General features: G+C 39.1%; 13 protein-coding genes and 1 tRNA gene. All 14 read right to left on the bottom strand.

Going from position 1 to position 23,615, the window contains the following annotated elements:
* Positions 1-2 precede the first annotated feature (2 nt).
* The gene (gene polA, locus DOD25_RS02105; protein WP_004106991.1) at positions 3-3,080 is read right to left on the bottom strand and encodes a DNA polymerase I; all 3,078 of its coding nucleotides are present in this window, start codon (positions 3,078-3,080) and stop codon (positions 3-5) included.
* Between the two features lie 78 nt (positions 3,081-3,158).
* Positions 3,159-3,947, bottom strand: coding sequence for an ANTAR domain-containing response regulator (locus DOD25_RS02100; RefSeq protein WP_004119309.1), 789 nt, complete (start codon positions 3,945-3,947; stop codon positions 3,159-3,161).
* Positions 3,948-4,179: 232 nt separating this feature from the next.
* A complete protein-coding gene (gene menA, locus DOD25_RS02095; RefSeq protein WP_064340599.1) occupies positions 4,180-5,265 on the bottom strand; it encodes a 1,4-dihydroxy-2-naphthoate octaprenyltransferase in 1,086 nt (361 codons plus the stop codon).
* A 54-nt stretch (positions 5,266-5,319) separates the two neighbouring features.
* Positions 5,320-6,093, bottom strand: a complete 774-nt coding sequence (locus tag DOD25_RS02090; protein WP_004106997.1) for an energy-coupling factor transporter transmembrane component T family protein — start codon at positions 6,091-6,093, stop codon at positions 5,320-5,322.
* 26 nt (positions 6,094-6,119) lie between these two features.
* Entirely contained in the window at positions 6,120-8,084 is a 1,965-nt protein-coding gene (locus DOD25_RS02085) for an ABC transporter ATP-binding protein (RefSeq protein WP_004106999.1), read from the bottom strand.
* Between the two features lie 223 nt (positions 8,085-8,307).
* A complete protein-coding gene (locus tag DOD25_RS02080; RefSeq protein WP_004107001.1) occupies positions 8,308-8,934 on the bottom strand; it encodes a hypothetical protein in 627 nt (208 codons plus the stop codon).
* Between the two features lie 554 nt (positions 8,935-9,488).
* Positions 9,489-10,916 (bottom strand): glycoside hydrolase family 3 protein, encoded by a 1,428-nt coding sequence (locus DOD25_RS02075; RefSeq protein ID WP_004119300.1) that lies wholly within the window; start codon positions 10,914-10,916, stop codon positions 9,489-9,491.
* A 52-nt stretch (positions 10,917-10,968) separates the two neighbouring features.
* Entirely contained in the window at positions 10,969-12,651 is a 1,683-nt protein-coding gene (locus tag DOD25_RS02070; protein WP_004119297.1) for a VWA domain-containing protein, read from the bottom strand.
* A 179-nt stretch (positions 12,652-12,830) separates the two neighbouring features.
* Positions 12,831-18,788, bottom strand: coding sequence for a type I pullulanase (gene pulA / locus DOD25_RS02065; RefSeq protein ID WP_112928604.1), 5,958 nt, complete (start codon positions 18,786-18,788; stop codon positions 12,831-12,833).
* Between the two features lie 247 nt (positions 18,789-19,035).
* Positions 19,036-20,595, bottom strand: a complete 1,560-nt coding sequence (locus DOD25_RS02060; protein WP_064340201.1) for an alpha-amylase — start codon at positions 20,593-20,595, stop codon at positions 19,036-19,038.
* A gap of 224 nt (positions 20,596-20,819) precedes the next feature.
* Positions 20,820-20,893: transfer RNA gene (locus tag DOD25_RS02055), tRNA-Leu, on the bottom strand.
* Positions 20,894-21,125: 232 nt separating this feature from the next.
* Positions 21,126-22,565 carry a pyruvate kinase gene (gene pyk, locus DOD25_RS02050; RefSeq protein ID WP_004107046.1) on the bottom strand — a complete coding sequence of 480 codons (1,440 nt, stop codon included), beginning with the start codon at positions 22,563-22,565 and terminating at the stop codon, positions 21,126-21,128.
* Positions 22,566-22,962: 397 nt separating this feature from the next.
* Entirely contained in the window at positions 22,963-23,244 is a 282-nt protein-coding gene (locus DOD25_RS02045; RefSeq protein ID WP_004107050.1) for a type II toxin-antitoxin system YafQ family toxin, read from the bottom strand.
* Positions 23,241-23,513, bottom strand: coding sequence for a type II toxin-antitoxin system RelB/DinJ family antitoxin (locus DOD25_RS02040; RefSeq protein ID WP_004107052.1), 273 nt, complete (start codon positions 23,511-23,513; stop codon positions 23,241-23,243). Before DOD25_RS02040 ends, DOD25_RS02045 begins: the two co-directional genes overlap by 4 nt.
* Positions 23,514-23,615: the final 102 nt, after the last annotated feature.

Below are 23,615 nucleotides of genomic sequence, written 5' to 3'. Positions count from 1 at the left end.
TGTTAATGCGCTGCTAGTTGCCAATCTACACCAACTCCAGTAGAAACATTAAGAGGAACATCTAAATGCACAGCATTTTCCATAGCTTTACGCACAATATTTTCTACCTGCTCTTGCTCACCATGTGAAATTTCTAAAATCAATTCATCATGTATTTGCAATATTACTCGGCTACGAACTTTTGCTTCACGCAATCCCAAATCAACACGAAGCATAGCAAGTTTCATAATATCTGCGGCAGTACCTTGTATTGGAGCGTTAAGAGCTCCGCGCTCAGCAGCTTCACGAGATGCACGATTATTGGAAGAAAGCTGCGGGAAGTACCTACGTCGACCAAACATAGTTTCTGTATATCCAAGTTCTTTTGCCTTTGACACAAGAGATTCCAGATAGTCATGAACATTGCCAAAAGTATCAAAATACTTATTCTTCAACATTTCAGCTTCAGCCGGACTAATAGAAAGCTGTTTGGCTAGTCCATAAGTACTCAATCCATATGCTAATCCATAGCTCATAGCTTTTACATGAGAACGTTGATCCGGCGTTACTTGTTCAACAGGAATCTTATAAACTAAGCTCGCAACATATTTATGAAAATCTGCGCCGGAACGGAATGCTTCAATAAGAGTTTTATCATGAGATGCATGAGCCATAATACGAAGCTCAACTTGTGAATAATCACAACTCATTAAATATTCAAATTCTTCTCCTGGAATAAAAGCAGCACGAATCTCACGACCAGCAGCATTCCTATTAGGAATATTCTGGAGATTAGGATCAGCAGAACTTAAACGACCAGTTGCCGCAATAGTCTGCTCAAAAGTTGTATGGATGCGCCTATCATCATAATGAGCCGCATCAATTAAACTTTGCACAATCTGCTTCAATTTATTAGTTTCGCGATGTTTAAGTAAGGCGCCCAAGAATTGACTTGCAGGCTCTTCGGGATCGAGTTTAACGTACATAGCTTGCAAAGCTTCGGCATTAGTCGTGTACGAGCCATTCTTTGTGCGACGAGTAGGTTTAAGACCAAAATGCTCAAAAAGTATTTGCTGCAACTGCTTAGGACTTTGTAAATTAACAGAACTACCTGCAACTTTCCAAGCCATATTTTGCGCGAACTCAGCATCTGCAGAAAATTGCTTAAGCATACCACTTAAACGTTGCATATCAACTGCAGCACCGACGTCTTCCATGCCACGCAAAACTCGCGAAATAGGCATTTCCAAATCAGTCATCAAACCAGTTTGTTTTCTATCATCAAGTGTTGAAGCAAAATGAAGAGCCAAAAGACGAATAAGAAGCGCAGTTCTTAAGAATTTAGCTTCACGCGCTTGAGTTTGCTTTTCATTATTTTCTTCTTCACTGGCTGGCGTTTCATCGTCAATAAGAAGATCGAGCTCACCCTGCTTAGCTTCATTTTCACCCAAATTATCTTCATCTGACTGAATATCTAAATAATGTTCAGCCATATTTTCTAAAGTTTCAGCTCGAAAATCAGGCTCCAATAAATATGATGCCAATCGAGTATCAAGAAGTGGAGTGCCAAATGAATTATTCGAATCGAATAATTTTAGCGATTTTAGCAATCCCAAATGCTTTTTATAATCATGCAATACTGTTATTGAAGAATTTTTTTGCAAGAACTTTCGCAACATCTCGAGCAAAGCTCGATCTGCCGATTGCAAATCAGACGCGTACAATAACACAGCTTTATGAGCAACAAGAATTATTAAAGAATCTGCAGTCAACTCAAAATGATGTTTTGAATTCTTCTTGCACTCATGAGCGTATATTACAACTTCTTGATTTTTCAGTATAGGTTCGGCACATTTACGAGAATTATTTATAATTTTTTCGGAACTTAATTCTTCAAAATTCTCTTCTTCGGAACTTAGTTGGTCGAAAGTATCTTCAGTATTTTTTGAATCTTTCTTTATTTCTGTATAAAGTAAAGAAGAAACGGAATTCTCCCAATTAATAAAGTCTTCTACAGTTTTAACATGATGCAAGTCAATGCTTGCTAGCATTTCTTGAAAATTTTCTGCGTCAATATTTGATTGATCACCTTGAACTAGCTCATCGTTATTAGCATTACCTTCATACGTAGACGAAAACATTATACGCATATTATTTTCAATAGATTGTTGCGTACCGTTGCTAAAAGTTTTGAGAATCTTTCTCTTTTTTAATTCGCCAAATTCAAGTTGAGACAGCAAGATTCCTAATTTTGCAGCATCAACATCACCAAAGCACAAATCATCTACAGTTACGCCTAAATCCAAATCGCAAACTAAAGCATTAACTTTACGGTTTAAACGAACTTGATCAATATTTTCTCTTAAAGCTTCTCCCTTTTTACCGCTAATCTCATTCGAATGTTCAATAATATTTTCTAGGCTGCCGAATTGATTAATCCATTTAGCAGCGTACCCATCTCCAACACCTGGAACTCCTGGGATATTATCTGCAGTTTCTCCTCTTAACGCTGCTAGATCAGGATATTGCTTAGGCGTAACATGATATTTTTCAAAAACAGCATCCTTATCCATTTCTTTTAAATCTTTAAAATGCTGTCCTGGATACAAAACAGTAATATTGTCATCTATAAGTTGGAATGCATCACGATCGCCAGAAAGTACCAAAGTTCTATAACCGGCATTCGCTCCCATTGTTGCAAGGGTGCCGATAACATCATCACCTTCATAACCTGGTTTCTCAATATAAGTGATACCAAGAGCTTTAAGCATCTGTTGAATAATAGGAAGCTGCGAAAGAAGCTCCTGCGGAGCAGCATCACGAGTACCTTTATATTGAGGAAGCATAGTATTTCTAAAAGTTCCACCTTTAACGTCAAAAGCAATAGCTAAGCGGTCAGGCTTCTCTTTTTTTACAACCTGCGAAAGCATAGTAATAAATCCCCAAATGGAATTTGTTGCTTGCCCAGAGCGAGTAGAAAAATTATCTGCAGATATTGCAAAAAAAGCACGGAACGCAAGAGAATGGCCATCGACAACCAACAACGTTCCTTTCTCATTCTTAAGTTCCGAAGAATGTTCTTCAACGATGTCGGTATTCACTGTTGACTACTCACCCACGTTCCGTAATTACTAATAAATAACTATGCAGTTATATAAAAATGAATAAATATAACCCTACTAATTTTCAGATGAAGATTCTGCTTTATCATCGCTATACTTTGCAATAATAGCCATTGCAAGACGCTTCTTAGGGATACGCTGATCCATAGAAGTTTTTTGAATCCAGCGGAAAGCACCCTGTTCAGAGAATCCAGCCTTATCCATAAGAAGACCTTTAGCACGATCTACAAGCTTACGTTCTTCTAAAGTATCTTCAGCTTTCTTCAACTTTTCTTCTGTTTTCTTCAACTGATCTTCAGCATCGTGTAACTTGTTTTCTGCACGTTCAACACTATCTAATAAATCGTTGATCTCGCTAAAGCGACCCATAGCAACTTCCAAAGCAGGAAGAAGTTTAGATTCTTCATACGGTTTAGTAACGTACGCCATCGCTCCAGCACCAGTTGCTTGTTTTACTAAATCTGACTGTGAAAAAGCAGTGAGCATTACTACAGGAGCAATATTCTCATCACAGATTGTTGCAGCGGCGGTAATGCCATCCATAACAGGCATCTTAACATCCATGCATACAACATCTGGATGATTTTCACGCGTCAACTCAATAGCTTCTTGACCGTTAGCAGCCTGACCTACAACTTGATATCCGTTATCTTCAAGCATTGCCACTAAATCCATACGATTAACTGATTCATCTTCTGCAACTACCACAGTACGAATATGATTGTTTTTCTTTTCTTTAGATTCTCGCTGAGCAGCTTCATCATCTGCAGCTTTGCGCAGCTCATCATCAGTAAGTACCTCAGGCATCGCTGGCTCTGTCCCTTCATTTTCATCCATACCTGGCATATTCAAAACCTCACTTCATTGCCACACATTCACAGGGCAACATCACCATGCATCTTTAACATGGCGCTCACGCAACGGCACACTCACAAACACTAGTGGAAATTGCGCATCATAACACAATTTGCAAGTCATTAAAATACCGCACGCGCACCATGTTCGTGTCAATTAATAATATCATAAGAATTGCAAGACGCGCGAACAAGCACATACAATTAGCACTATTTTGCTTATTTTATATAATCGCAGATAATAATACAGCCAGCGCACCAAGTATTGCCTGAGCAACGCACATAGGAAAAGCGTTCTTGTAATCACCTATAAGCACACATTTAGTAAACTTATAAGCTTTAATTGCAATGACTAACAATAAGAGCCACTGAAAAGCAGCAAAAAATAAATGCCATGAAGTATTGCATACAATCGCACTAAAACTGAGGAAAACTTCAACACTATAAAAGCGCCATATTGATGGCACTGCAGAAGGTAACACAATAATCAAAATAGAATATGCGATCAATAGAACAGCAGAAACAATGCTCATAGCAGCGCATAAACGCCTACCATTGCGCTCACCAATTCTAACCATAGCAGTTATTTTTCCATGCTCTTTATCGCTTTTAATATCTCGAAGATTGTTTACCATCATTAAGCAAGCCGAATAAGCACCAGGAATGCAAGATATTAGCAAACAAGCCAAAATCCTTTGCCCGCCATTAATAAATATACTAGTTTCTGGAATACCAATTCCATATGTAATTGCGCATAACGAACCAATAAAAGGAACAGGACCGAAAAATACAAACGCACTTACTTCTCCCCAACCTTTATAACCGTAAGGATGTTTACCCCCGGCATAAAACCAGGCTGCAGCAAAGCACGCAATTCCAAGTAAAATAAACCAATATATTCCAGTTCGCAAAACAATAATCAAACCAAAAATACAAGAAATAAAAGCAGAAATTATTACAGCTTTAAGCACAGATTTCGAGGAAATTCCAGCATTTGCAAGGCGCCAAGATACATCGCATAAAGGCTTTGAATTATTGCTACTTAAAGCACGCAAACTACGATTCTCATCCAAGCCATTCAATCCGTCACAATAATCATTGGCATAATTGACGGCGATTTGTATAAACGCAGCAACCATGCAGCACAAGAAAAATTGTATAAAACATTGCTCTAGATGCATAATTGGTTCTTCAAAATACGAAAATCGCATCATTCTAAATGAAACCGCAAACGCCATAACAACAGGAACTAAGCCTATTGGAAGCGTGTAAATTCTTGCACCCTTAAGCCAAATTTTTACACTTTTCATCAAAAGCCTCATAAATTATTTATGATTTATTTATTTATGATTTACACAAATATTTTACACTAAATTTGGCAAAAAGATTGAAGTGCATATTGGTAAAGCAATAATAAGTGCAGAAATAACTAAAGACAAGAATCCACGCCATCCGAATGGGTATTTGTAATACGAAGACTTGCGTGTACGCAAATAAAAGCCGCGCTCTTCCGCTGCTAGCGCAGAACTATCTGCTTTACGCACTGAAGAAACCAAAAGAGGCACAATAAGAGGCATCATAAGTTTTAATTTTTTAAATGGATTTTTACTATCGTATTCAACTCCGCGAGCCATTTGAGCTTCTGTGATTTGAGACATTTCTTGCGCAAAAATAGGCACAAAACGAACCGCAGTAGTTATAGTAAAAGCATAACAATATGGAATATGCAAATATTGGACTACAGCATTTGCAAGATCGTTTAATTTAGTTACTGTTAGCACTGTAACAAGAGGAAAAGCAAAACAGAACAAACGCAAAGAAGCTTTCGCTCCAATATCAATACCTCTTAACGTAAACCATAGAAAAATATAGTTCCCACTTTGAGCAATAACAGTTTGTAGCAAAAACATTACGCAAGAAATTATTAGCATAGCTTTAATAAGGCCAAATAATGTTTTAACAACATGAGTAAAAGCCATGCCAACAAAAATAATAACAGCTAGCGCAATAAGTACAGAATACTGTTTAGCAATAAATACGCTTATTACAATACTCGCAGCAAGAATTAGCTTCGCAATAGGGTTTGTGCGGTGAAGGAATGTGTTGCCTGATTGATATGTTAATAGTCTCGTTTTCATAAATATCAGATGCCTTTATTTTACTTCTAACTATTCTGCTGATTATGCTGCTTATTCTGACTAAGTTTTGCGATTTTACCAAAACGCAACGCTTCAACTAATTCTTTTCGCGTATACAATCCATAGCATTGCTTAAAACCGTTAGAAACCAAACCTTGGCAAACAGCACACAATAATGGTGGATATAAAGAAGCAGCTGAGCAGACATCTGGTTTTTCAAAAACATCATGCGCCGAACCATCAATAATAAGCTTTCCATCATTAATCGTTATAAGTCTAGTTGCATAATCAAGCACAACTTCCATATCATGACAAACCATAATCACGCAACAACCGTGAGCTCGCAACTCCTCAACCACTTGCATAATTCTCACGCATTCATGGTAATCAAGCCCACAAGTTGGTTCATCGAGAACAAGTATTTTAGGACGCGTTACGACAGTTGCAGCCAATGCCACCATTTGTCTCTGCCCTCTAGAAAGCATGAATGGACTGTCAGTAGGATTTAAGTCAAGTTTCTCAATAATTTCCATTGCATGCGTTTTCGCTTGACTAGAATCTTCACCAATTAAAATACAGCTCAACTCTACTTCTTCAAGAACAGTCTCTTTACATAATTGATGATCAGGATTTTGGAATAATGTCGCAACATATTTTGCTATTTGACTAATTCGCAATGGCTTGGTGTCGATACCGTCAATTGTCACACTACCTTCAGTAGGTCTTAGTAAACCGTTAATAATTTTTGTAATAGTAGTTTTTCCGGCACCGTTTTTACCAATTAATGCGATCAATTCACCAGCATAAGCATCAAATGAAATATCTTTTAGAGCCTTGACATCATTTGCATAAGCAAAACTCACATGATCTATTGAAAGGCATGGCTTATCAATATTATTAACTGCATTGTTAGCTCTTTTAGAATCTTCTTTATTAAGTTCTAAATCAGCTTCTACATCATACACATCATCGCGATTAGAAAGTTTAAAATAATCAGAACGCAAAGTTTTAACAATAGTATTTACAGTCTCATCAACGCCAACACTAAGAGGTGCTGGATCGCAAATTTGTTCATCTTGCAATTGTTTAAGCAATCGCGTAGTACGTGGATAATTAATACCTACTTTACGAAGTAACTCTATATCTTTAAGAGCTTCGCAAACAGGAGCATCGAGAACAAGCTCACCTTTAGAAAGCACTATAAGACGCTTGCAATATTCACTTAATAAAGCTACTTTTTGCTCAATCACTACAATAGTAATACCAAAGTTTTTATTCAAATCACTTAAAACATCGAAAATCATACGTGAAGAAACTGGATCCAGCGCACAAGTAGGCTCATCTAAAACCATCACTTTAGGCCTTAAAGCCAAAATAGCAGCTATTGCGACCTTCTGCTTTTGACCTCCAGATAGCGTGTCTAAATCACGATTTCGCAAATTGCTAATACCAACAGTTTCTAGTGCATTTGCTATACGCTCAGGAATTTCATCGTGCGAAACTCCGAAGTTTTCTAAGCCAAAAAGCAACTCATCTTCAACGTTTGCAGCAACCATTTGCGCATCAATATCTTGAATAACAGAGCCAATTAAACAAGCAATATTAGTGAGCTCAAGAGTAGTAGTGTCATGACCAGCAATTCTGACAGTTCCGAAAAACTTTCCCGAATAATGGTGAGGAATTGCTCCAGAAAAAAGTGAAGCAAGAGTTGTTTTACCAGACCCAGAAGGTCCAATAATTCCAACGAATTCACCTTGATGAATACTAAGGTTTACTTTATGAAGAGCATAGTTGCAATTATCTTCATTGTCTTTTTTATCTTTATTTGCAACACTTTCATCACTATGAGTATCGTAACGAAAAGATACATTGCTTAATTCAAGCAATGGCACTTCTTTTACTGATTCATCACTTTTTTTCATAGGCTCTTTACACGGTTCGGCAGAATCAACTAAATGATTATCTGCAACATATTTTTCTTGCTGAGACATAACATTCCTAACTCTAACACACCGAGCAAACGCTAAAAAATTAATAACACAAAAACACAAGTTGACATCAATCATATTAGACTGATGCCAACTTGCTTTTATACCTTTATATTTATACTTCTATGACTTTATACATTTATACGCATTAAACACATTCGTTAATAATGATGTATAACGTGCAATTAAACATGCAATCATAAGAATTTCTTAGTTACATTATTTATTATTTGTGCAATACAAGTCGCAATGGAGTATAAAGAATTTCAACAATAATCGCATTAAATGCAGCAGTACCAAAAATAATTGGCATCATTACGATTACCATGTTTGGAGAATGAAGAATAAAGTAAGCAGCAATAGAAGCGAAAATGCAACCAGAAATTACTGTTGTAACAAAAGTTGCAATAAATGGGAAAACACTTACTTTACGAGCAGCATCCTTTGGGAAGAGATGGACATATCCAATTAAAATAGCTGTCATAATAATTGCAGCAGGAATGTCACACGCATATTCAAGGAATGGAATCGAAGTATTAAGTTGGATTAATGTTGCAGCAAGAGCTCCAATAATAGCTCCTTGATAAATCTTTGGACGAACCAACAAAATCGCCAAGCAGAATGAAGCAATAACAAACTCAGGCTGGATATTTCCAATAGAAAGAGGCTTGGCAACAGTAAAATCAAGAATGCATCCTGCTGCAAATAGAACTGCAACCAGCACTAACGAAGTAATATTTAGTGCATGATTCTTAACTTTCGCATTTTTCATCATTACCGACGCAACATCAGCAGTTGCATTTGCGACGCCGCTAGTAGCTTCCATAACTTTTTCATTAGTTTCATTAGCCATGATTTCTCTCCTTGTTTAAGCTTCATATTATTTGAATACAAAGCTATCGAATATTTTGTTGTGATTTGTGATTTGTGATTTGGTTATTTTTGAAATTTAAGGCTTGTATACAAAAAGACCCCCGGGGCTTACCCGGAGGTCTTTTACAAGCTTTTATACGCAGCTTCTAAAACTTCAGAGTAAACTCACGCCAAAAAGAAGACTGCCACCACCACATACGTGCAGCATTAAGAGTATCGAAAGATTCAGCATTCATGTTCATGTTAAGCATGATGTCTGCCTCCTTAACTCATTAATACTAACTGTGGTTCACGCACAAACCCCAACCGAAGTATTCGATATTTGTTTGTGTTGGAAATGATGCTAACACCATAAAAGTACAAATGCAAACATTTTTTCAAAAATATTCTCCTAATGAAATAATTATTACAAAAATATTTATAAATTTATTATTCGTAAATCCTTATTTTGCAAAGAAAATCTCGTTTTAAATAAAGAAACTCCCAAAATAATGTAAAAGAAAAAATTTACTTAAATAAATGCAACACGCTGATTCATTTAGTTATTTTAGAATTTTTTACATTTTGACTCTTTAATTGCTGAGCAATTTGCAATTTTACTGCAATAATTCGCTTTACAGACTCATCAATTCGAGACTCAGGTATATCACCTTGACGAACTGCATTAACAACAGAATAATACGCTTGACGCAAATTTGCAGGAGAAAGTAATATATCGATGCCTGCTTTAATTCCTGTAATTGCAGCAACTCCAGGAGAATAGCGCAACGATATTGCGCCCATTCCTAAAGAGTCAGAAATAAGAATACCTTTATAACCAAGCTTTTTACGAGCTAAACCAGTAACAATTTTCTCAGACATGCTAGCAGGAATATCATCACCTGTAATCTTCGGATACGACACGTGACTGACCATAATAAACTTAACACCAGTGTCTACAGCATCTTTGAATGGTACTAAATCTATTTTTCTTAACGCAAGTGGAGTTTGGTTCGAAACAGTAACGCCTTTGTGAGAATCCTCAAAAGTTGAGCCATGACCAGGAAAATGCTTATACGTGGCAAAAACGTGATGCTCTTGCAAACCGTCAGTAAACGCATCTGTCATATTTGCAACTAGCGAAGCATTAGAGCCGAATGAACGCTTGATCATCAGGTTATTATCCGGATTAGTAATCACATCAGCAACTGGAGCAAAATCAACATTAAAACCTAAATTCGAAAGATAATTACCAATGTAAGCACCAGTTTTATAAGCTTTGCGAGTTTTCTTAGTCGCTCCAATATCCCTCATATTAGGCGAGGAATTAACACCCATTTGAGGATTTGAGCTAACTCGCGCAACAGTGCCACCTTCTTCATCAACAGCTACTAAAGCAGGCAGTGACACTCTAGATTCGCTTATTGATTGCAACCCAGAAATCATTTGCTGAGTTTGATTAGGATTCTGAATATTCTCCCTGCTATACATTATTCCGCCAACAGGTATGGAATTAAACGACTGCTGCATTTGCGAGCCAGAAGATACCACAGTCCCGTATGTTCCAGCTAATTCTTCAGGCTTAACTATGAACATTTGAGCAACTTTATCTTCAAGAGACATCTTTGATAGCACATTTTTAACAACACTGCTATTAGGGTCAATCCCCCGTCTTGCTTGCCTTTTACGTGCTTGCTTTAGTGCTTCAAGTTTTTTAGCCACATCCGCAGGGTTAACTGTTTTCTTACTAACATAAGTTTTAGAAGAAACATTAAAAAAATGCGAGCGCATAACAGATACTGCAGCAAACATAGATATTGTAAGTAAAACAATAGCTATAATAGCCACTAAAATAGCAGCAAAACGCTTTCTTGGAACAACACTTGCAATTTGATTATGATGCTGAGCACTACGATATTGCATAGTGCGACCATCTACATAATGCGGACTGCTTTGTAGTTTACGTGTCCTTTGCTTTCGCATAACGAGTTTCCTCTAATTCGCTAAAAATGAACCAAAAAGTAGTAGCGTAATACTAATGCCTATTTATCTCACAAACATAGCCAGTTTTACCGCTAAAGGTTTTACGCAATGTAGGAGTCGTAAATAAATCATCGCGCTGATCATTCCAAGACCACTCATCATTTAAACGCCAAAGCATAAGATAGAACTCAGGCTCTCCATCTTTATCGTTTCGACTTGGTTCTCCTGGCAACCAGTTTTCATACTTTACTTTTTCACCAGTAACCCAGTGCGCAAATACGTCACCATTCTCACGTTGCGAAGTATAACCGCCAATCCACACATACTTAACGCCTTCCTTTTTCGCCATATTGATTACCTTTTTCTCTTTACTCTTACTGGTAAGAGTTACTAAGTAACCACCATCTTGCATGCATGCACTATTAGCTTCAGTCCACTTCACATCGCCCTTATGTAGCACGAAGCGAGTTGCACCCTTCTTATAATTCTTCTTCTTAATTGGCTTAAACGACAAATCATCACCAATACCACCAGACTGATGATTCTTGGAATCTGCAACCAATGCAGAAACCACTCGATCAGCATACGCATTCGAAGAAGAATCAGAATCATATTCTAAACAATAAACATTATCTTGATTGACTCGAATTCTATTCATTACCTCTTGCATATCTGAAATTGAATTCATATCCCAGAAGTAACCATTCGTTTCATTCGCAATATTTTGCAGAGTACTTGAATCAGCTTCACTAGTACCAATCAAATATACAGGAATACCTTTTTCTTTAGCTAAAGAAATAACCTCATCAGCAGTATGAGTACTCTCATTATCTTGACCATCAGTAAACGCAATTACGCAATTAAAGCCAGGATGATTAGAAGCATTAGTAATTCCGGTATAAAGTGCGTCATACAAAGCTGTCATGCCGTAAGGAGTCATATTATCAATGCCTGTAAGCAATCGATCTTTATCGTTAGTATACGTTGCCATATACATTAAGTAACTATCGAAAGATATAAGCTCTCCTGTATCGCCAACCTTATAATTAAGATTGCGCACAAAATCACTCATAGTACGTTTCATCGTATCTATAGAATCTTCCATAGATCCAGATTTATCAAGCAGAATTTCGTAATTAACACCTTGTTTATCTTTAATGCGCTCAACTTTATGGATAAGTCTTTCAGCTTCTCTGCCACCACCAATCTTCTCACGAATTGCAGCAGTAGGAGAATCAATTTCCAAAGCTTTTCCACTACTATCAGTAAGCGAAAAGTACAGTTTTACATGAGGATATTTAGATACGTCAGAGTCAACAATTTTCAACTTATAATCCGCGTATTTATTGGATTTCATAATTTCTTTTCGCAAAGTTTCGTAAGGAATTTGTTTTGGTCTCATATAATCCCAAATGCAATACCCGAAAATACTTGAAAGAATAACAGCAATCATAACAATAATAGCTATAATAATATTCCTTCGCTTCGCATCATTTTCAGCAGCAACTTGCGCATACCCGTATTGTTGTTGATACGGGTATTGTGTATTTGCTTCAGGGCGATAATACTGATTAGGAATGTTGCTGGTATAAAATACTTGCGTTTGCGCTTCAGGATGAGGCTGCTCTGCTTGCTGAGACTGAGTATTATTTGCTGAAGAAGTAATTTCTGCACCACACTGCGTGCAGAACCTCGTATTATCTTTTAAAATAGCTCCGCAATTAACGCAGTACATGATTTTCTTCTTTCTCTTCCTTATTAGTAAAACATTCACATACAGTTATAAAAAACCAAACTATCTATTAATTCTATACCCTGCTTCAAACACAAAGCCGAGGATATCGCAACAAATGCAATTATCCTCGGCTTTTATAATGAGCGAACTTATTAGTTCATTTATTTACTAATAAAACCTCACGAATTCCTATAGCGCTTGTGACTCTTAATACGAAGTAGCAATACGCTCGCAGCAGCAATAAGTATTGAGCATACAGCAGTAACTACGAATATATTACTGCCTGTCGCACTTAAACTATGAAGCTGTTGCGAAACTGCATTGTTTGTTACTGTGATATCTGTCCAAGCAACTTGATTACCTTTCTCGTCAACCAAAACAACCGTATGCTTTCCGATGTATCCAGCTGGGAATTGAGCATCAAACTGAGGCTTGCCATTAACCATGCGAACAGTCACAAACTTTGAACCATCAGCACCCTTAAGCAAACGAGGAGACGAGTAAATGTACGCGTATGCATAAACTACTCCATCGCGCTGCAAACGCTCGATGAACTCGCTGTTTACAAGATTAATTCTTACACTGTTAACAACACCTGCAGTTGCAACGTTATTGTTACCAACGCTAAGAGTTCCCTTTAATTCTGGATTAAGCTGCTGAACAGTTTTCGGAGCAACAGGTACAGGAGTGGATTCTGCCGGCTTAGCTGGCGCAGAATGCTCAGACTTTGCCAGTGCAGACTGTTCAGACTTAGCACGTGCGGACTGTTCAGACTTAGCAGGTGCGGACTGTTCAGATTGCTCAGCTGGAGTTTCAGTCTTAGACTGATCCGGCTTAGTCTGATCTGGCTTAGTCTGATCCGGCTTAGCTGGAGTTTCATGCTCAGATGGCTGAGGCTGAGGAGCCGGTGCCGGAGACGGTGTTGGTGCAGGCTGAGGCGTTGGCACCGGAGCCGGAGCAGGTGATGGCGAAGGCTGTGGACCAGGCTGAGGAGCCGGAGCAGGATTCACAGTACCAGGAGTTGGAGCTGGAACTGGCGCTGGTTGCGGACCAGGCTGCGGCTGAGGTCCAGGAGCTGGTGTTGGAACTACAGGAGCAGGAGCAGGTGGCTGAGGCGTTGGCGTCACAGGACCAGGACCAGGCTGAGGCTGAGGTTGAGGACCAGGCTGAGGATTTACAGGACCAGGTGCCGGCGATGGCTCAGGCGCAGGATTCACAGTACCATTAACTAGTTCGCTTACGTCAGCAGGATGCAATTTATATTCAGCGACCTTTTCAAGATCAATAGAATTCTTATTATTCTTCTTTTCAGCAACCTTCACAAGCACTGCAGTAGAAAGAGCAGAAACCTTGTAATTTCCACTATCGTCTACAGATGCTTCAGGGAACTTTGATGCATCATCACCATTAGCTTTTCCATCAGCAATGTGCACGTGATACTTTCCTTTGCCAATATTCACAGTAGATTCACTACTATTAGCGTTGAAAATAAACACATACGTTTTATCTTTGGCATCAACACTAAACGCATTAATACCATCGCTGCTCTTAATCCAATGCATATTCTTATTAACATCAGAATATGTAGAATCGCGTAAAGCTGGAATTTCGTTTCTTAACTTTATCAATGCCTTGAAGTATTCAACAGCATCAGAATTCTTATTAACCAAATCCCACTTAACAGAATTGTCACTATCACCAGCATTGTAGCTATTCTTATTGCCGTTCTTGCTTCGTAAGAACTCTTGACCAAGCTCAAAGAATGGCATGCCATGAGCAAACATTACAAGCGAATTAGCAAGCATTACTCGCTTCTTAAGATTCTCTTCTGACTCATGAGGCAAAGATTTCTTCAACTTATCGTAAAGATTAAGATTGTCGTGAGCTTCAACATATTGCACAGTCTGACCTGCATTCGCATAATGTCTATCAGTGCAACTTGAGTTTCCAGGCTGGCAACCGTAAAGATTTTGCATTACCAGATTGTCACTGCCTCTATTTCCAGACACGAATCCAGCAACATCATCATCTCCTTTGCCTTTTACAGCATCACGGAAGGAATCGTTAAAGAATGCAACGCCATTATTGTCTGCAAGCTTATACGCATTAGGCTGAATAGTGCGGTTTCCATAAGGCAATTGGCTCATATCCCAGCCTTCGCCAAGAATAATAGAGTTTTTATCAATGTCATAAACAGCCTTACGCACTTCCTTCATGGTTTCAAGATCAATCAATCCCATCAAATCAAATCGGAAGCCGTCAATACCGTACTCTTTAGCCCAATACTTTACAGAGTCAACAATATACTTTCGCATCATTTTGCGCTCAGAAGCAGTATCGTTTCCGCAACCAGATCCATTAGTAAAGCTGCCGTCATCGTTGTAACGGAAGTAGTAACCTGGCACAGTTTGGCCAAAAGCGTTCTTTTGAGCGTTATAAACGTGGTTATAAACAACATCCATAATCACGCGCAAGCCAGCCTTATGCAAACCGTCAACCATTTGCTTTAGTTCCGCAATACGCGTAGCAGGGTTTGCTGAATCAGACGCATACGAACCTTCTGGAACGTTGTAATTGATTGGATCGTAGCCCCAGTTTTGAGCACCTGACTTGCCGTAACTCAAATCTCCTGCTTCATTCACAGAACCAAAATCATACATTGGCATGATTTGCACGTGAGTGATGCCGAGGGACTTCAAATAATCCAAACCAGTTGGCTTGCTTCCATTCTTAGTGTCAGATTCAATTACACCGAGATATTTGCCGCGCTTTGCAACATCTACGCCAGAACTTTCATGAATCGAAAAGTCGCGAATATTCATTTCTGCAATAGTCGCATCAGTTGGGCGCTTACCAAACGATGCCATGCGAGTTACAGGTGTTGCCATACTGCCACCGAATACAACAGATCTCATTCCATTTCGCACAGCAGCTTTTGCATAAGGGTCTGGAGAATTATTAACAGCACCATCTGCAAAATGAACCTTGTACGTGTAAGCAGTGCCAACTTTTGCATCGCTTGTAGTAATACTCCACACACTATTATTGCTTTCAAGCTTCATCTCTTGCGTTTTAGCTTCTGGAGCATTCTCAGCATCAGACTGATAAGTTACCAGCTCAACTTTCGTAGCAGTTGGTGCCCAAAGCTTGAAAGTCGTAGAATTACCATTTACAACAGCACCCAAGTCGTCGCCAGCATAAGCGTATTTCTTATCGAACTCATCAGTGCGAACAATCTTAGAGCCTTTAACAGTTGACACAGACACTGTTTTAGGCATTCCACCAACACCCTTAATGCTGATTTCATACATTTTCTTAAGATCTAATTCGTTCTTTGCGGTGATTACGATCTTATTATCTACAACAGCAACTTGCGAAATATCTACTGCCGTATGATTCTCTTTCTTTGAATCTGTAACATCAGTTATAGTTACGTCATTCTTCTTAATCTCTGAAGGGTCACCGCTCGCATTTACAGTAAATTCCTTCAAAGACGTAATATCAGCATTAATAGCATTAGCCTTCGTGTTGATTACGTTTGGACTTAAGTAAACTCTACTATCGCCCTGCATAAGCCAGATTTCAGCATTACCAGTTTTACCATCTTGGCTTAAAGTGATTGCCTTTGCAGGAATTGCACGATCGCCTTCACCAGGATCTTTAGCAACCCAATCGTTGCCTTGCATAGAATATCGCACAATAAACTTCGGATCTTTTACGCCATTACTATCCGTAAACGTATATTCTGCAATCTTGCCGAAATCATCATGAGCCGTGAAATCTTGCTTTACGCCTTCTTGCTTACCATACCACGTCCAGAGATTCCAACCAGCGTAATCCTTGTTTGTTCTACGGTAGTGAACAGTAACGTTTAACGTTTGAATCTTATTAAGTTTGTCCGCAACTTCAACTGGTGGTTCAGCAAAAGTATCTTCATTCCCGCTTATAACCCAAGCTTGACCTACTCCATCTTCGATATTATAAATAAAACGGTTTTTTGTTCCGTCCTTATGCCAATTTTTATTATCAGTTCCTGGATCAGTAGTAATAATAAATCCGACTTTTCCACTCTCGTAAGTGCCATCAGCTTCAATTGTGTAAGTCTTACCAAAAGCGTCTTGACCATTAAATGCATGCCAGGTACCTTTTATCTCTTTACCATCTGCATCTTTAAGACCCCAGATATAAACACCTTTATTCGTGTTTTTTTGATTGTAGTGAATAACAATCTTCGTCTTTAATGCAGAAGGTTTTGAAGATGTATCCTCAACTTCGCAAGGAGCCTGTTCTGCGATAGAACCATTGAGATTATTATCTATCACATAATTCTTTGCGCCAGCAGGAATAATGAAATCGCCATCATTCTGGCCATTTATGTGATACCAATTGCCTACACCGCTATTAAATACAGCTTTAAATTCACCACGATTAGTAATAGTCTTTGCAAACCAATCATTGCAAACTTTGCGCATTGGCAATCCGGGAGCTACAGTCCAATTATCACCACTTATTTGATAATGAATATTTACAGAACTTGGATTACCTGCTTTACCTTTAGCATTGAAATATACAGTTGTTGACTGGTCTTTAACATCGTCAACATTGTATTTTGGATCAGACTCATTGCGAGCTGCAATCTTTTTAACATTCTTAGTCGTTGCATTTACATGCAAAGCAATTGCAGAATAAGGAGCGATAGTCGCAGCAACATTGCCATTTGCAACTTTAACAGTCTTAGAGCAGTCACCTGCAGCATAAACGTTGCAATACTCACCATCAGGCAAATCAGTCTTATACAAAACTCTCTTTGCGTTTGGCGTATTGTTGATTGCTAAGAAACCCTTCTTCTCGCGGCTAAATGCAATGTTATTATTGTCACTCTCCTGCCAATTAGTGACTTGAGCACCATTCACAGCATTAAAGAAGCCAATCATTCCGCGAATAGAAGTCCAACGCTGAGTGCACTGCCAGCCAGTTTTTGGAGAACAATTTACATCTGGAACAGACGTATCGGTCGCATTAGGCGCACCATCATCCTTATGTCCATCCGCAAACCTGTACCCTGAATAAATGTTTGGGTTTCCATACGGATAGCCAAGCATAAACGCGTTTGCAAGCTCGTAGCGAGGACCATCCTTATAAGTGAGAGTGCGCACATAATTTTCGCGAGGAGTATCCCAATTAGTAACGAAAATCGAAGCTTTATCACTTGGAACAAGCCCATTAGTAATATTCTTTAGATTCGAAATTGATCCATAAAAATCGTTCTTTAAACGGTAGGAATACTGGAATTCGTTGACTTCGCCTTCGTTTAAATGCTTAGCTGGCTGGATTTCTGGAGCTTCAGAAGGATCGCCAATCGTCTCCTGCATCCACCAAATCTTGTCAGGAGTAGTATTTGCCTGCTTTGCAGCTTCAGCTTTAATGGCTTTCATATCCGCTGGCGAAATATGCTTAACGGCATCCACACGGAAACCAACAACACCCATCTTAAGCAAATCTGCAAAATACTTGCCTAAAACTTGCTGAACATGCGGCTTTGAAGTATCCAAATCAAGCAAACCTACAAGCCTGTGAGTCCAAACTTCTTCAGCATTCTTGTAATTTTTAATATTTTCAGTACTCTGATGGAAATCATCCTTAGTATATCCAGCTGTTTTGAAAGTTTGCGTAGCAGCATCGTATGCACTTCCACCAATGCCAACTTTATCTCTATTATCGGCACCAGTCATGTGATTAATCACAGCATCAGCAATGATTCCAACATTTGCCGCTTTGCAAGTTTGAATCATCTGCTTAAACTCAGCTTCAGTGCCAAGCTTAGAATCAAGCTTATAGCTCACAGGCTGATAAGAAGTCCACCACTGCTTACCTTTTACATGATCATTCGGAGGAGACACTTGCACATACTTCACGCCCTCATGACCGTAAGTTTTAGTGCACTCTTGAGCAATACTCTTCCAATTCTGCTGGAATGCAGTAACAATAACGCCCTTACGGTTAAGAGTTAGATTTTCTTTATTTGAACTATCGCTAACAGCGTTTGCACTACCCGTAACAGCAAAACCAGTTACAAGCATTGCAACAGACGTAGCAACAGCAACCATCTTCGATGCAAAGTGTCGACGATGACTCATCAGTATCCTTTCCTCCATTGGTATCAACACGCTTCTTCCTTGGGCGCATTAATAGCCTCAATGCACAAACGATGGCTAGCACTACTATGTTGCCAGCCATCGTTATAAACATGCATTATCAGCGGAGAAAATTATAACATCTACATATTGACAATATTGCAATAACTATACAAAAACTGTAATAATGTCAATACAAATTTACTTCCAGATCGTCCTTTACTTCGCAATTTACTTATTAGAACCTGCCTTATTTTTTGCACAGAATCAGAGCTAACTCAATCAATAGCACAGCGAAAACAATTACAATCATCGCCACAGTACTAAACGTGGAAGTACTTCCAAAATGCTCTACAGCCTTAACATGCAAAGCAATAGCAGAATTAGCTGGAATAGTTATCTCTACTTTCCCACCATTTACAGTAACTGTGCTAGAGCATTTACGTGAAGCATATACGTTACAATACTCACCGTCAGGCAAATCAGTTTTATAACTCACATTTTTAGGCTTATCAGTATTGTTAATCGCCAAGAATCCCTTGTTTCCGCGACTAAAAGCAATGTTATTATCGTTGTCATCCTGCCATTGAGTTACTTTCGTGCCCTTAACAGCATTGTAGAATCCAATCATTCCACGAATAGAAGTCCAACGCTGAGTGCACTGCCACTGAGAATTCTTTCCGCACTTTACATCTGGAATGTTCGTATCAGTTGCACCAGGAGCACCGTCATCGCGCTGAGTGAACTTATATCCAGAATAAATATTTGGTGTTCCATACGGATAAGCAAGCATAAAAGCATTAGCTAACTCGTACTTTGCCCCATCCTTATAAGTGAGAACTCGAGTCGAATTGTCACGCTCAGTATCCCAGTTAGTCACAAAAATAGCTGCTTTCTTATTAGGAATAAGCTGATCTGTAATATGAGACAAATTCTCAATTGAGCCATAGAAATAATTACGCAAGCGATACGAGTATTCAAACTCATCTACTTCACCTGTACCAACATATTGATCTGGCTGAATTTTAGGATCTTGTTCAGGAAAACCAATTGTTTCTTGCATCCACCAAATATTTTCAGGCTTCATTCCAGCAGCTTTAGCAGCAGCTTCTTTTATGCCTTTCACATCTTCAGGACACATATGTTTTGTGGCATCAACTCTAAAGCCCGCAACACCCATTTTCAGCAATTTTGCAAAATAGTTACCAAGAATTTTTTGTACATGAGACTTAGAAGTATCCAAATCAAGCAAACCAACTAAACGATAATTCCAAACGACTTGCGCATCTTTATATGTGTAAATATCTTTATCTATTTGGTGAAAATCATCTTTTGTGTAACCAGCATCCGGATAGCTTTGATTTGCCGCATCATACTTACTACCGCCAACACCTACAGTATCTTTATTACTATCACCGGTTGTGTGATTAATTACAGCATCAACAACAATTCCAACACCAGCTGCCCTGCAAGTAGTAATCATATTTTTAAACTCGTCTTCAGTGCCAAGCTTTGAATTTAGATTGTAACTAACTGGCTGATAAGAAGTCCACCACGCTTTACCTCTAATATGATCCTGCGGCGGCGAAACCTGTACATAACTCACACCCTCAGGACCATAAGTTCGCTTACACTCTTTTGCAATACTTTTCCAATTTTGCTGAAAAGCAGTAACGATCACACCTTTTGGCGGAAGACCGTCTGTTGATTTAGTTGAAGCAAATGCCGAAGAGTTTGGAACAATAGCAAAAATACACATTAATACTGTTGCTACAGCAGCAATTGCAGCAATTGCAGTAAAAGAGCACATTACATTGCGCTTGTAATTATTGATTAATTCGCAAGCATAATTACTTCTTTTACGCTCACTTACTTGCAATCGTGCACTGTGGATCATCGTTGTTCCTTTCACATCACGTACAGCACTTTCATTGTGCGAGAATACTTTTATTATTATACGCTTATTGTTTATGTACGAGACATTAAAATATAAAATAAAAACGTCGCCTAGCAAGCTAAGCGACGTCGTGCACGTGCCCCCGGTGAGACTCGAACTCACACTGCACAGATTTTGAGGCTGTTTCCTCTACCAATTGGGATACAGGGGCATTTTTAATTTTCCGCATTTTTTTGCGACTTGTTGACTATAGCACACTTTAAGCCACATGCAAATAGTTAAAGCGTTTTGCGCGTGTCGCAAATCAACAATATTGATCATACATAACATAATGCGCGCAAACTGCAAAACAGCTAGCGCGCATTATGCAAACTATACTACTGCGCAAATGCACTTAAACTAGAAGAACTAGCGTATTAGTACAAGAACGCAGAATCAAGCAATTAGTCGCAAGCACCGACGGTGTGAACGTAGATGGAGTCAGTGCGACCAGCCTGGCGTTCACCCTGAGCAGTGCTCAAGATAACAATCTGATCACCATCGGAAACCTTACCGGCTTCGCGAAGAACCTTGTCAGTGAAGATCATCAAATCGTGACGATTCATGTCATGGTAATCTTCATCAATCAAGAAGCCTTCAGTACCCCAGCTCAAAGCCAACCAACGATAAGTGTGCTCATTGTTAGTCAAGCCGTAGATTGGAGCGGTTGGGCGTTCACGAGAAATGCGATGAACTGTGCGACCAGTCTGAGTGTAGGCAACAATAGCCTTAGCATTAAGCTTATCTGCCAAATCAACAGCTGCAGAAGAAACTGCACCGGTGCTAGACATGTCAAGCTCAACAGCAGGAATGCGATCATAGCCGTGCTCAGTAGCATACTGAGAAATACGAGACATAGTCTTAACGGTAACATCTGGATACTTGCCAACAGCAGTTTCGTTAGAAGTCATTGTTGCGTCAGCACCGTCGAGAACAGCGTTAGCACAGTCAGAAGCTTCTGCACGGGTTGGAACTGGAGAGTTAACCATTGTGCCAAGAACTTCAGTAGCAACGATAACTGGCTTTGCATAGCGACGAGAAAGCTCAATGCAGCGCTTGGTGACAAGTGGAACCTCTTCGAGAGGCATTTCCACAGCCATATCACCACGTGCAACCATAATGCCATCGAAGGTCTTAACAATCTCTTCCAAGTTTTCAACAGCCTGTGGCTTTTCAATCTTGGCGACGATTGGAATGCGACGACCTTCTTCGTCCATGATTTCGTGAGCGCGATCAATATCGGTAGCGAAACGCACGAAGGACATAGCAATAATGTCAGCACCAGTGCGAATAGCCCAACGAAGATCAGCCTCATCCTTTTCAGTCAAAGCTGGGAGGGAAACTGCAACGCCTGGGAGGTTAATGCCCTTGTGGCTGGAAACTGGACCAGCAACAATAACCTTAGTGTGAACGTCGTTGCCTTCTACCTTAGTTACCTCAAGGCGAACCTTACCATCATCGATAAGAATTGGGTCGCCTGCGTGGCAATCTCCTGGCAAGCCCTTAAAGGTTGTAGAAGTACGGTGCTCGTCACCTTCAACATCATCAGTAGTGATGATGAACTCCTGACCTTCTTCCAAATAAACCTTATCTTCGCCTTCAGCGTTCTTCTTGAACCATCCGCAGCGAATCTTTGGACCTTGCAAATCAACAAGAGCAGCAACATTGCGGCCAGTGGACTTGGAAGCTGCACGAACGTTGTTGTAAACGCGCAAATGATCTTCAGGAGTGCCGTGAGAACGGTTCAAACGAGCAACATCCATACCGGCTTCAACAAGCTTGGTAATACCTTCCAAGGATTCGGTAGCTGGACCAATAGTATCAACGATTTTGGCTTTACGCATAATGCCTACCTATTTTCTATTTCTGTTTATTTTTTTATGGGCGATTTAATGATAAAACCATAAAACGCCCAATTCCGCTTTCCAGTGTATCAACGTATTGTGACCGCTTATTGTATTTATTCGGCGTTTTGTGAACGCTCACAAAAAATACTCAAGGAATATCTATTTACTACGATTAAACACGACTAGATACGCTCTCTTATTAATCGCGTTTAGCTTGCGATTAGCCGCGATTAGCGCACTATATAGCTAACACTAGCTAGCGCAAATGCCTAGCATGCTTACGATTTATACCAGCCAGACTACTTTGCAACCTGCTTATTCTGCACAAGCTCAGCCTAAAGCAGCCACACACTAAACCTTTTATCAACAAAAGCTGTAGATTTAAAATGTGTTTTTATTTCTTAAATAATTCTGAATGCGTACCAAGCCTGTATAACATCAAAACAAGAATTTCATTTTTAATTTCATAAACTAAAAGCCAATCGGGTTCAATATGACATTCTCTTGTTCCGCTATATTTTCCAGTCAGACCGTGATCACAATATTTAGCTTCTAGTACACCACCGTTAGCTAAAACATCAATTACTTTTAAAAGATTATCCGTATTTTTATTTTGCTTCTTAGCTAATTTAAGGTCTTTTTTGAATTGATTCGTGAATTTTACTTCATATTTCATAAATCAAGAGCCACCTTAAGATCTCCCATATTCCGATAACCCTTTACACTAGGATCAGACGCAATCCGTCTACCTTCCTCAATAGCAGCAATCGTTGTATCATTTGGAACCTCTAATTTAAGAGAAAATGGAATCCCGTTCTCACGAATAGTTGTTCGCAAAAACATGTTAATCGCTGTTGTCATATTGAGCCCGAGTTCTGAAAAAATCTTATCAGCTTGTTCTTTAATTCCCTTATCTGTTCTAATATTTAAATTCGTAGTAGTCATATACGACACCTCCATCTTCTTTTACTATACGCAAACATTCGTTTACATTCAACATATTGTCATTGCATTGTATATAACTTAAACTGACTAAAGTAATCCAAT

It is taken from the genome of Gardnerella leopoldii (assembly GCF_003293675.1).
In the GTDB taxonomy this organism is placed as follows: Bacteria; Actinomycetota; Actinomycetes; order Actinomycetales; family Bifidobacteriaceae; genus Bifidobacterium; species Bifidobacterium leopoldii.
This window is presented reverse-complemented; position numbering and strand designations above follow the sequence as displayed.

Coding starts and splice junctions, on each gene's coding strand:
- DOD25_RS02100 (WP_004119309.1), bottom strand. CDS start 3,947: ATGCCAGGTATGGATGAAAATGAAGGGACAGAGCCAGCGATGCCTGAG.
- menA (WP_064340599.1), bottom strand. CDS start 5,265: ATGAAAAGTGTAAAAATTTGGCTTAAGGGTGCAAGAATTTACACGCTT.
- DOD25_RS02090 (WP_004106997.1), bottom strand. CDS start 6,093: ATGAAAACGAGACTATTAACATATCAATCAGGCAACACATTCCTTCAC.
- DOD25_RS02085 (WP_004106999.1), bottom strand. CDS start 8,084: ATGTCTCAGCAAGAAAAATATGTTGCAGATAATCATTTAGTTGATTCT.
- DOD25_RS02080 (WP_004107001.1), bottom strand. CDS start 8,934: ATGGCTAATGAAACTAATGAAAAAGTTATGGAAGCTACTAGCGGCGTC.
- DOD25_RS02075 (WP_004119300.1), bottom strand. CDS start 10,916: ATGCGAAAGCAAAGGACACGTAAACTACAAAGCAGTCCGCATTATGTA.
- DOD25_RS02070 (WP_004119297.1), bottom strand. CDS start 12,651: ATGTACTGCGTTAATTGCGGAGCTATTTTAAAAGATAATACGAGGTTC.
- pulA (WP_112928604.1), bottom strand. CDS start 18,788: ATGAGTCATCGTCGACACTTTGCATCGAAGATGGTTGCTGTTGCTACG.
- DOD25_RS02060 (WP_064340201.1), bottom strand. CDS start 20,595: ATGTGCTCTTTTACTGCAATTGCTGCAATTGCTGCTGTAGCAACAGTA.
- pyk (WP_004107046.1), bottom strand. CDS start 22,565: ATGCGTAAAGCCAAAATCGTTGATACTATTGGTCCAGCTACCGAATCC.
- DOD25_RS02045 (WP_004107050.1), bottom strand. CDS start 23,244: ATGAAATATGAAGTAAAATTCACGAATCAATTCAAAAAAGACCTTAAA.
- DOD25_RS02040 (WP_004107052.1), bottom strand. CDS start 23,513: ATGACTACTACGAATTTAAATATTAGAACAGATAAGGGAATTAAAGAA.